Source organism: Amycolatopsis sp. SID8362, assembly GCF_010550475.1.
Classification (GTDB): Bacteria; Actinomycetota; Actinomycetes; order Mycobacteriales; family Pseudonocardiaceae; genus Amycolatopsis; species Amycolatopsis eburnea.
In genome coordinates this window covers 1-309 of record NZ_JAAGNB010001811.1, presented here as the reverse complement: position 1 = coordinate 309, position 309 = coordinate 1, and the positions used below count along the sequence as shown (strand labels likewise).

The following is a 309-nucleotide window of genomic DNA, read 5'->3' as shown; positions in this document are numbered from 1 at the left end:
ACCACGCCAGCCGGGCGTCGAGCAGCGCGCGGTCGCCGGCATCTTCGGCGGCGACCACCGGCCAGCCCAGTGCCGCGCCCTGCGCGGTCACCTTCCCGCCGCCGGCCACCGGGTCGACGGCGACCACGGGTACGCCCGCCTTCAGGCCGAGCACCAGTCCGTGCAACCGCGTGGTCACCACGACGTCCATTGTGGATAGCAGCGACACGAACTGGTCGGGTGTCGCACACCGTTCCCAGTCGTCGTGCGCCAGGCGGGTGTCCAAGGGCACCCGGGCGCAGTCGAGCCCGGCGAGCCAGCCGGTCAGCG

Annotated in this window: 1 protein-coding gene; it reads right to left on the bottom strand. The window is 73.8% G+C overall.

Annotated elements, in window-relative coordinates; all coding sequences use genetic code 11:
* A partial coding sequence (locus tag G3I65_RS55000; RefSeq protein ID WP_160704442.1) for a polysaccharide pyruvyl transferase family protein occupies positions 1 to 309 on the bottom strand: 309 nt, incomplete at both ends.